Source organism: Pseudoalteromonas sp. Z1A2 (genome assembly GCF_011378755.1).
GTDB classification, from domain to species: Bacteria; Pseudomonadota; Gammaproteobacteria; order Enterobacterales; family Alteromonadaceae; genus Pseudoalteromonas; species Pseudoalteromonas distincta.
Window position 1 is genome coordinate 133,026 of sequence record NZ_WTKX01000008.1, and the last position, 11,073, is coordinate 144,098.

7 protein-coding genes and 1 other RNA gene are annotated in these 11,073 nt (G+C 41.9%); 1 reads left to right on the top strand and 7 read right to left on the bottom strand.

The features are described 5' to 3' along the window. Positions 1–89: 89 nt before the first annotated feature. From GQR47_RS08130 to GQR47_RS08145, 4 genes are read right to left on the bottom strand one after another with little or no spacing between them, the layout of a single operon-like run. Complete coding sequence (locus tag GQR47_RS08130) at positions 90–1,256, bottom strand: FAD-dependent monooxygenase (RefSeq protein WP_154903639.1); 1,167 nt, start codon at positions 1,254–1,256, stop codon at positions 90–92. After that, positions 1,253–2,440, bottom strand: coding sequence for a 2-octaprenyl-6-methoxyphenyl hydroxylase (ubiH, locus tag GQR47_RS08135; protein ID WP_024595532.1), 1,188 nt, complete (start codon positions 2,438–2,440; stop codon positions 1,253–1,255). Before ubiH ends, GQR47_RS08130 begins: the two co-directional genes overlap by 4 nt. A 15-nt stretch (positions 2,441–2,455) precedes the next feature. Next, the gene (pepP, locus tag GQR47_RS08140) at positions 2,456–3,778 is read right to left on the bottom strand and encodes a Xaa-Pro aminopeptidase (RefSeq protein WP_024595533.1); all 1,323 of its coding nucleotides are present in this window, start codon (positions 3,776–3,778) and stop codon (positions 2,456–2,458) included. A gap of 28 nt (positions 3,779–3,806) precedes the next feature. Then, positions 3,807–4,370: a UPF0149 family protein gene (locus GQR47_RS08145; protein ID WP_002962745.1), complete on the bottom strand. Its 564-nt coding sequence runs from the start codon at positions 4,368–4,370 to the stop codon at positions 3,807–3,809. A gap of 193 nt (positions 4,371–4,563) precedes the next feature. Between GQR47_RS08145 and ssrS the strand changes: the two genes are divergently transcribed. After that, positions 4,564–4,746: non-coding RNA, 6S RNA (ssrS, locus tag GQR47_RS08150), on the top strand. Between the two features lie 137 nt (positions 4,747–4,883). Here ssrS and GQR47_RS08155 read toward each other — a convergent pair. Genes GQR47_RS08155 through GQR47_RS08165 form a run of 3 tightly spaced genes read right to left on the bottom strand, consistent with a single transcriptional unit; the run spans position 4,884 to position 10,685 of the window. Further along, entirely contained in the window at positions 4,884–7,967 is a 3,084-nt protein-coding gene (locus GQR47_RS08155) for an efflux RND transporter permease subunit (RefSeq protein WP_154903638.1), read from the bottom strand. Continuing rightward, positions 7,964–9,280, bottom strand: a complete 1,317-nt coding sequence (locus tag GQR47_RS08160) for an efflux RND transporter periplasmic adaptor subunit (protein ID WP_149603183.1) — start codon at positions 9,278–9,280, stop codon at positions 7,964–7,966. The genes GQR47_RS08155 and GQR47_RS08160 overlap by 4 nt, the downstream gene beginning before the upstream one ends. Next, positions 9,270–10,685, bottom strand: coding sequence for a TolC family protein (locus GQR47_RS08165; RefSeq protein ID WP_024594906.1), 1,416 nt, complete (start codon positions 10,683–10,685; stop codon positions 9,270–9,272). The genes GQR47_RS08160 and GQR47_RS08165 overlap by 11 nt, the downstream gene beginning before the upstream one ends. Positions 10,686–11,073: the final 388 nt, after the last annotated feature.

Below are 11,073 nucleotides of genomic sequence, written 5' to 3' on the forward strand. Positions count from 1 at the left end.
CCGATGTTTAAATTAAACATCGGTTTTTTTAATCAAGCTCATCGCTTTACTTTATCCGTTGGGTTTCGCTTCGCTCAACCCAACCTACGTTACTTTCCTATCGCTTCTTTGGCGAACAGGTGTTTTATTGGGCCTAAATTATCAACTAATGATAGCCCTACTCCGCGGATAAGTTTTTTAACCGGGTTTGCACCTTCAAATAGCTCTTTTAACCCTTGCATCATGGCTATGTGCTTTTGCGCATCGAGCTTACGGGTACGTTCGTAATCGCGAAGTGTGCGCGTGCTTGCAAACTCCTTACTATCACTTGTGAGTAGCTCAATTAAATAAGCCGCATCTTTTAGGCCTAGATTCATACCAAGCCCTGCAAGTGGATGGATTGTATGTGCAGCATCGCCAATGAGGACCACTTTGCCTGAAACCCATTGCTGAGCGTAGCGCATTTTAAGTGGGAAAGCTGCGCGCGCACTTTGCACTTCACATAGCCCGCATTGGCCATCTATGGCTGCCATTACGGCTTTATTAAAGCTGCTGTCATCCATTGCAAGCAGCTCATCGCAGTGGTTGGGGCTAGTAGACCATACTATTGAATGGGTATTTGCATCGCTCAGAGGTAAAAATGCCAGCGGCCCGGTTGGTAAAAACACTTGGCGTGCGGTATTTGCGTGCGGCTCTTTGGTTTTTACGGTTGCGACTAGCGCATGGTGATCGTAATCTTTAAAGCTAAGCGCCATATTAAATTGTTTGCGAATAGCTGAGTTTGCCCCATCAGCGGCCACCAGCAGTTTTGCAATAATTGGCTCGCCGCTTTTAAGCGTTATAAATACATCTGATTCGCTTTGATGTATTTGCTGATACTGTGTATCGAACATTAACGTGGCACTACTTTGTTGTTCCAACTCTTTTATGAGCGCGTAGCGGATAATGTCGTTTTCAACAATATGGCCTAAATGCTCAAGCTCAAGTTGTTTGTTATCAAACGCTATTTTGCCAAAACTGTCGGCATCGCGTACATCCATATGCGTATAAGCGCACGCTCGCTGTGCGATAATTTCTGGCCATACATTTAATTGCTCAAGCAAGGTTTGACTTGCAATGCTTAGCGCACTTACGCGCAAACCATATTCGTCAGTTGGCAACGCTTGTGTTGGTGCGCCGTCGAGTACAACGACGCTTATATCGGCTTTTGCCAATCCAAGTGCTAGTGTTAGCCCTACGCAGCCACCACCTACAATACAAACCTGTGCTTGCTTCATAAACGCCTACCTTGTTTAACTTGCCCCATTAACTGTTTGGCTAATGGCGCTTTTAATGCGGGAAATAAATCCATCGAAAACAACCCAATACTGCGCCCCAATGCGAGCACTCGCGATGAGTTTGAAAAAAGCCTAACAAGTGCATCGGTTAAGCTCATTACGGTTTTTATATCATCACTGCGCTTTTTAGAATATTCACGTGTAAACGCATAGCTGCCTAAACCGTGTTGGCTGTTTGCTATTAAATTACTTAGTACTTGCACGTCGCGAAGGCCTAAATTAAAACCTTGCCCTGCAATAGGATGAATAGCATGTGCGGCATTACCAATAACCACTGTACGGTGCGCAGTCAAAGACTCGACTTGCCCGTAAACGAGCGGGTAACTCGTGCGCATGCCTACTTTAGTAAATTGACCACCGCGATAACCAAACGCACTTTGTAGGGCACTTATAAAGTCTTGTTCATTAAGTGCCATGTGCTGTTCAACCTGATCTTGGCTCATACACCACACCAACGAATAACGGTTATTGCTCATGGGTAATAACGCCATAGGCCCGCTTTGTGTAAAACGCTCAAAGGCATGATTATTATGCCCACCAGCTACTTCTACATTGGCAATAATTGCGCCTTGTTCATAAGGCTGGGTATTAAAGCCAAGCTCAAGTAAATTACGTGTGGGTGATTGTGCACCATCAGCAATAACCAATAGCGCTGCGCTTAATTGCTCGCCGCTTTGCAGGGTAAGTGTATTGCTGTGCAGGGTTTGCTCAATGGCAATTACGCTATCGGGGCACAAAAGCGTAATATTTGATTGCGTTAAACGCAGGTGGAGCGCTCGGCCAAAAGGGTTAACTTCTACTACGTAACCAAGTGAAGGTTTAGCAAATTCGTCGCAATTAATGTGCGCTTTGCCAAAGTGGCCTCTATCAGACACGCTCACTTTTTTGATTACGGCGGTGTAAGGGGCATTTTGTTCAAATAAATTGAGGCTTTGTAAATACTCTACCGATTGCTGAGCAAGTGCAATGCTTCTGTCGTCAAAGCTTGGGTGGTAGTCGCCGGTAACTTGATTAGCTTCTACAACGGCAATATTTAACGCGGGATTAGTTTTAGCCACACTTAACGCGCAGCTTGCTCCCGCTAAACCACCGCCAATAACAACTACATCAAACTGCTTAGCCACTTTACTCTCCGAGCTTTATACGTTTTTAGCACTTTGCATAAGTGCTTCTATATCGCTAATTTTTTTAGGCACGCTTAGGGTCAAGTTTTCATGGCCTGTTTCGGTAACTAGCAAGTTATCTTCAATACGAATACCAATGCCTTTGTATTTTTGCGGTGCGCTTGAGTCTTCGCTGATATAAAGCCCAGGCTCTATGGTGAGTACCATACCGGGCTCAAATGCACGCTCAACGTTATTTACTTTGTAATCGCCAACATCATGTACATCTAAACCAAGCCAATGCCCAAGCCCGTGCATGTAATATTCTTTACATGCCCCTTTTGCCATTAGCTCATCAAAGTCGCCGGTTAAAATACCTAAATCAAGTAAACCTTGAGTCATTACTTCCATTGCTAGTTTATTAGCATGCGACATGTAACCACCGGGTTTTACTTCATCAAAAGCAACTTCTTGCGCTTTAAGAACAATATTATAAAGCGCGGCTTGCTCTTCGCTAAATTGACCATTTACTGGAAAAGTACGGGTAATATCGGCTGCGTAACCTTGTAGCTCACAACCGGAGTCTATAAGTACCAGGTCGCCATTTTTTAATACGTCGCTATTTTGCGTGTAATGTAAAATATTGGCGTTGTCGCCACTACCAACAATTGTGCCGTACGCCGGGTGCGGCGCACCATTCATAGCATAATGATGATGCAGCTCTGCCTCTAGCTGAAATTCAGTAGCTCCGGGGTGTGAAAAACGCATAGCGCGCATGTGCCCTCGCGCACTAATTTCACAGCCTTCTCGCATAACATCTATCTCGCTTGGCGATTTAAACAAACGCATTTCATGAATAAGGCCGCGTATTTCTTTTAAAGTACTCGGTGCTTTGAGGCCTTTTCGCGCACCACTTCTAAGTGTGCCTAGTAACGTAAACACTTTGGTATCAAATGAAGTATAAGCACCTTGTGCAAAATAAATCGCATCTTTTTCATTTAGTATATCGAGTAGCTTATCGTTTAATTCACTTAGTGGGTAAGCTTCATCAAACAAGTAGTCACTTTTAGCTTTATCAAAGCCAACTCTGCGGCCATGCCAAATTTCTGCAAGCTTGTCTTTATCTAGGCAAAATAAAGTACTGGGTGCATCGCTGTTGTTACATAGTACAAGTACAGCGTCGGGTTCGTTAAAGCCTGTTAAATAGAAAAAGTCGCTATCTTGTCTAAATGCATATTCGGTATCGCGGCTACGCGTCACTTCGCTTGCAGCGGGAATAATAGCAACGCTATTTTTATCCATTTGCGCAAGTAAACGCTCACGGCGTGCTTTAAATTCTGACTTTTGTACTTCAACCATTATTAACCAACCCGTTTAACTTTTTAAACTAATGAAGTGTTTTTTTAGTACTTTGCGTGTTTTGCTCTTTACCAAGCTCTGCAAAACAAAGTAGTGCTGATACGCGCACATATTCAATCACTTCGTGCAGCGCTTGGCTGTCTTCTTCGGTTTCTTCAAAAGTGGTATCTAGGCGAGTGATTTCGCTAAAGTCAGTAATAACCTCTTTAACATCGCTTGATAACTTACCGTAATCTTTTTGCTTTAAGCCAAAACCAAGCATAAACCCTGCTACCCATGATACGAGGCCATTAGCCTGATCGATGAGTGTTTCGTCATCGTTTGGTAAAAATAAATCAAACTGAAATTCGTCATCATTAAAGCTCGCAACTACTTGCTTATAAATAGTGCCAAAAAACTGCTTTAAATCGTTACTAAATGATTCACCATCGTTAAACACATCGCTCAAAAGGCCTAAGTATTCTTTGTCGTCAATGGTTAAACCACACGCAAGTAAACCACTAATTACACCATGCGCTTCGGCAGGTGATACAAATATTTCGTTTTTTTCTAAAAGCAGTTGAGCTTTTTCGTAATCGGGTAAATCGTTCATAATCGAATCTTCGCTTTGCAAGTTAAGGCAATGCTACCACTCGATAAAAAGCAACTCCAATTAATTGTATGATCAAGCTCAAAAACCATGCGATAAAGTAAATGACGAGTTAAAGGTGCGGGAAAACTAAGCGAACGGTTTAATTTTTTACGTTTAGGGTTTAAGGATTGGATTATGTCTTATATACTTAAATTGTTCCCTGGGGTACCGGAGCTTGGTTAAGTCCCTGAGCCGATAAATTTTATACCAGGATTTCTGTTCGTCTACTATTGTGCAAGCTCGGCATGTACCGAGAAGCCTACGGTAAACCGCAGATTTCCGCCCTGAAACCTTCTGGTTTCAGGACTGAAACCGGGTACCGTATCTTGGGGAACACCTTCTTATTTTTATACTCCCTCTTATTACTTATTCATTTTTTTGCTATACCTTCGTACATTATTTTTATAATTTTTGGCAAAAAAAAGCTGCAAGCAATTTCTTACTTACAGCTAAATTTTAAATGCTTACGCTTATTTACTTAAACCAACCTTGAAAGCGCTCCATCATCATGTAGTTTATTGGCACTAACAATAAAGTAATAAAGGTCGCAAAAATAATCCCAAACCCTAAACTTACCGCCATAGGTATTAAAAACTGCGCCTGAGTCGCTTTTTCAAATAATAACGGCATTAAGCCAATAAAGGTCGTTAAACTTGTTAGCATTACAGGGCGAAAACGCGATGCACCGGCAAGTTTAACTGCATCTAGTAATTTGCCGTCTTCACTGCGCTTTTTATTGATAAAATCGACTAGTACAAGGGAGTCATTTACTACCACCCCAGTTAGGGCTAGCATACCAAGCAAGCTCATAATGGTTAAATCCATGCCCATAATCCAATGCCCGACTACAGCACCTATCATGCCAAATGGAATTACACTCATTACTATAATTGGCTGTAAGTAAGACTTAAGCGGTATCGCTAATAGCGCATAAATTATGAAAAATACAAACACAAGTGCCCAAGCCAATGAGCCAAACGACTCTCGCTGCTCTTTAGCCTCACCTTCTAGTTTGTAATCTACTCCAGGATATTGCTGCATTAACTCATCTAAATACTCCGTTAGGTCAGCCTGAAGTATGGTCATGTTGGTGTTATTTTTTTCGATATCCGCTGTAACATTTAAAGTACGGTAGCGGTCTATTCGGTTAATAGTTGACGGGCTTTGCCCTGCGGTAAGGGTTGCAACATGCGATAACGGCACCGAACCACCAGTAGGTGTATTGATGAGTATATTTTGTAAATCGGCAACTGAGCGGCGCTCGTCTATAGGCAAGCGAACCATTACACGTACATCATCACGGCCGCGCTGAATACGTTGGACTTGCGAGCCAAAGAACGAGTTACGCACTTGACCTGCAACATTAACTCTATTTAAGCCCAGCGCTAAGCCTTGCTGCGTAAGCTCTATTTGTAACTCTTCTTTACCATCAGACATGCTATCGGCAATATCAAATACCGTTGGGTAGGTCGATAAACGGGTTTTAATGTGATCAGCCACGTCTTGTAAAATAGTCAACGAAGTCCCGCTAAGCTGAACATCAATTGGGTCAGAACTTCGGCCAATTTCAGCTCTAAACGTTAAGCTTTCAGCGCCTGGAATGACACCAATTAAATCGCGCCATTCGCTGGCAAGCTCTCTTGATCCTATGTCTGATTCACGCTTTTCAGCCGGTGTTATTTCAAAGCGTACAGAACCTGAATTAGATACACCACCGCGCCCGCCTGTTGTGGCTAATATATTTAAAATAACGCTTTCACCTGTATCTGGGTCGCGGTATTTTTCTTGTAATTGCTGCGCCTTTTGCGACATATCAATTACGTATTTATTAGTGACTTCAAACGGCGTACCTGTTGGTAGTGTTAAGTTAACGCGGACTGTTTCGCTTGGTATACGCGGGAAAAATACAAACTTAGTCCAACCACTAGTGATCATGGTTAAAATTATTATAAACACACCAACAAACAAACTTACCGAAGCCAATTTATGGCGCAGTGCTAAATTTAAAGTGGGTTGGTAATATTTTAAAATCGCGTTTTCAAATCCATCTGCAAAACGCTGTTGAATAACATCAAACTTTGAAGGTTCGCCTTTTTCGTGGCGTAGTTTTATATATTTTAAATGTGCGGGTAGTACAAATTTAGATTCAATCAATGAAAACAATAATACCGGAATAACCACTACCGGTATTTGTGCAAACAAAGCACCGCGCGCCCCTTCAATAAAGGCCAAAGGTAAAAAGGCGGCAACGGTAGTTAATACACCAAATGTTACTGGTGTTGCGACTTCTTGAGTACCTAAAATTGCAGCTTGCTCGCCCGACTTAGCTGTTTTTAAATGGGTATAGACATTTTCGCCAGTAACTATGGCGTCATCAACAACAATCCCAAGTACTAATATAAAGCCAAATAAGCTCATAATATTAAGGGTTACGCCAAATATAGGCATCGCTATAAACGCGCCCATAAACGAAACCGGAATACCAATAAATACCCAAAATGCAATTGCAGGTCGTAAAAACAAAGTAAGCAAAGCAAGTACTAAAATACCGCCTTGTAGGGCATTGGTCGTTAGTGTGGCAATTCGACTTTTAACCAGCTCCGAATCATCATCCCAGTAACTTAGTTCAAATCCTTGTGGAAGGGAGCTTTGTTGCTCTTTTATGTAATTTTTAACTTCGTCAGCAACAGTAATCGCACTTTGCGGACCAATTCGATATACGTCGATAAATGCAGCCTGCTTACCATTAAAGCGAGTACGTACTGGGGTTTCTTCAAAATCGTCTTTAATTATTGCAATATCGCCTAAACGAATAATAGTGCCGTCAGCTTGGTTTTTAACAACAATATTGGCAAATTCATCTTTACGATATGCTTGCCCTTTAGAGCTTATAAGTACGTCCCCACCTTCAGTTTTTAAGTTACCAGCAGAAATATCAGAGCTTGAATTAGCAATGGCACTCGATATTTGTGCCAAACTTAAATCGTACTGGCGAAGAACGTCTTGGCTTACTTCAATGGCAATTTCATAATCACGAACACCACTTAGCTCTACCTGCGTCACATTTGGTAAACGTAGAATTTGATCGCGTACTGTTTCTGCGTATTCACGGGTTTCTTTTTCGCCGTAATCACTTGATACGGTAACCGCGATAACTTCGCGAATTCGTTCCGCAAGCGCGACTATTGGCTTTTCAGCATCGGCTGGAAAGGTGTTAATTGCATCTACACGACTTTTAATATCGGCTAAAAGCTCACGCGGGTCGTAGCCCGTTTCAACTTCAATTGTTACAGAGCCTGAGCCTTCAGAAGAGCGGCTAAATATTTGCTTTATGCCCTCTAAATCTTGTACGGCTTCTTCTATACGAATTGTTACGCCTTGCTCTACATCCTCTGGTGTTGAACCGCGCAAACTTACGTTCACGCTTATCATGTCGGTTTCGAATGAAGGGAATACTTCAAGCGGTATTTTAGTCGATAAACTAAAAAGCCCCGACAGCAGCAGTGTTACTAGCAATAAGTTAGCTGCAACATGGTTTTTGGCAAACCAAGCTATCATGGCTTATCTCCTTGCTTTGCTGGACGGCGTTTTTTTAACTCTTCAACACTAATACCAAGCTCTTTTGCTTTTTGTTCAAGCTGCTCTGGAGTCGGGCGCTTTCCTTTACCTTGCCCATTCGCTCCACGGCTTTTAGGTTGATCTGCGCTTTGTTCACCTAAAATACTTACTTGAGTTCCTGAACTTACTTGACCAAGTGGAGTAATAACAAGCTTATCATTTGCGTTTAAACCGGTTTTTATCATCGCCTGAGTCGCATTTTGCCAAGCTAGTGTGATGTCTTTGCGCTTAAGTACGCCACCTTCAACAATGTAAACGTACGTTCCTTGATAAATTGTACTGTTAGGAATTATAAGTGCGTTAGATACTGTTCTGCCGGTAATTTGCGCTTTTATATACTGCCCAATTTTTATTGGGTACTGGTTATTTGCTGTTGCTTTATACGGGTCATTAATTTTAGCAACTACATAAAGCTGCTGTGCGCCTTCATCTATAGCACCTTCTGTGCGTGCTAATTGACCTTGCCACGTTTGCTCACCTACTAAGTCAGAAGTAAATTTAACAATTGAACCCGCTTGGTTTTTAGCACCATCGCGATACTGCTCTGGTAAATTTACAAATGGGAGATCTTTATTTTTAATTGGTAAGCGAATCTCAACGCTATCGATTGCGTAAATGGTTGCTAACTGTGTGTTGTTAGTAACAACTTGCCCTAAATCAACACTGCGGCTAAGTATACGCCCCGCATATGGCGCCGTTACTTTAGTGCGCTCTAAATCAAGCATCGCTTTTTCAAGTGCTGCCTGAGCCGATAAAACCTCAGCTTCAGCGGCTGCTAGTTGTGGCTCACGTAGTACTAAGCTGCTTGCCTGATTTGAGCCGCCAAGGCGCTTCCAATCGGTAATGGCTTGTTGCCCACGCGCCTTCTCTTCTAGCAAACCTTGCTCTGCGGTTAATAAATTGGCTTGAGCAGATTTAACTTCAGCCTGATGATCTCTGTCGTCTAGTTTTAAAAGTACATCGCCTTTTTCAAAAAAACCGCCTTCTCTAAAGTCATCACTTACTTCAATTATTTGCCCAGATGCCTGAGCCACTAACAAACTTTGTGTACGTGGTTTTACCGTACCGTAGCTGTCTATCATAACTTGATAATTTTGTGGTTTTAGCTCAAGCGCAGCCACACTTATTGATGCCTTCGGAGGTGTCCCAAAGCGTTTAGCCTCTGGTGGATTCCCCTTAATAAACATAACAATTAAAATTGTGGCAACAATAACCACCGCTGGAATAATAATTTTTGCTGTTTTAGTTTTCATCGTTATTGCTCTTTAGTTCACTTGAGGGCTTTGCAAAATCACCACCAAGGGCAATGTGTAGGTTAATTCTATTGGCTATTAATTGGTTTTTAATATCGATTAAGGAGCTTTGCGCGTCAAAAGAACGGTCTTGGGCATCAAGCACTGTCGTGTAAGTTACCAAGCCACTTTGATACTGCTCAAACGACAATTGCTCTGCAGCAAGTGCGTTTTCTTGTGCCTCTAACGTGCTTGTATATTGAGCTTTGAGGGACTGCTGCTGCGAAATTGCATTTTCAACATCACCAAATGCGTCATAAAGCGTTTGTAAATAAAGCAGCTCTTGCTTTTGAGTATTAAGACGCGCTATTTCTTCGTTGGCTTTTAAGCGCCCACCTTCAAAAAGTGGCGCTGAAATACTACCTAACAAAGACCATGCAAGGCTTGATGGAGAAAACAAGTCGCTTACTCTGTCTGTACTATCACTTAATGAAGCAGTTAAATCTAAACTTGGAAAGCGTTGTTTGTGCGCATATGCCAATGATGCATCGGCTGCTAAAAGCTCATACCAACTTGCACGTAGAGTAGGTTTTCGCGTTATAAGCTCAGAAGGTAATCCTAGAGGAATATCGGTATTAATAACAGGTAAGTCACTACTAGCAGTAATAGCGCCTTTTGGGTATTCACCAAGTAAACGCTCAAGTACACGTGCTGATGCCGATAAACTCGCTTTTTGAGTGGCAATGCGAGAGCGTTCATTATTAAGCTCATTACGCGCTAAATACACATCGAGCGCTTCGTTTATGCCTTGGCGATAGCCAGCTTCAATAATATCGAGATTTTGTTGTGAGTTGGCTTCGCGACGTTTAAATAAATCCAGTAATTGCTGCGCCGTAACCACATCAAACCAACCTGTTACCACATCAGCAACAAGTTGCTGTTTAGCTTGCTCAAACCGTGCCTGCTGAGCTAAATAGTTAAGATTAGCTTCGCGCTTGGCGTCAGAGAGCTTACCCCATAAATCAACCTCGTAAGTTAAGTTTAAACTAGCTGAGCTTGCGTTGTCGTAACTTACAGGGCGGTTGTCTTTACTACGGCTTGTACGTGTTGATAAATCGAGGCTTGGCCAAAGTGCAGCACCCGAGACTATAAGTTGCTGCTTTTGAATTTCAACATCATAACTCGTTTGCAAAAGCTGTTGGTTATTTTTAAGTGCTTGTTGTACAAATTTATTAAGCGTAGGATTTTGTAATTGTGTAAGCCATTGCTCTTGTATTTTTAATACTGAGCTTGATGCTTCTTGCTGCCATTGCTGAGGCATATTATTAGGGACTTGCATGCGCTGAGACGAGTTTAAATCACTCGCACAGCCGCTGAGCAGCATCACACTAATTGCCAGTAGGGTTGGCTTGCATTGCCAAATCATAATTAAACCTAAATTACTGCTATTTATGAACGTAATTCAAGCACTTTGGCAAATTTTGCTCAACTTACTTTACATAACATTACATAGCTAGCGATGAATTAACATAATAGCCAGTTATACGGTAAAAATGAGTAAATGATCAGCAATTTTTAATACTAAAATTAACTTTTTGTAATGTGTTTAAGAGATTAACTATACAAAAACAAAAAAGCCCCGCTATAAGCGAGGCTTTTAAATAAATGGTGCCGACTAACGAAGTCGAACGGATAACTTATACAGACTACTGATTACAAGTCAGCTGCTTCAAGTTACCTAAAATAAATGGTGCCGACTAACCGAGTCGAACGGATAACTTATACAGACTACTGATTACAAGTCAGTTGCTTCA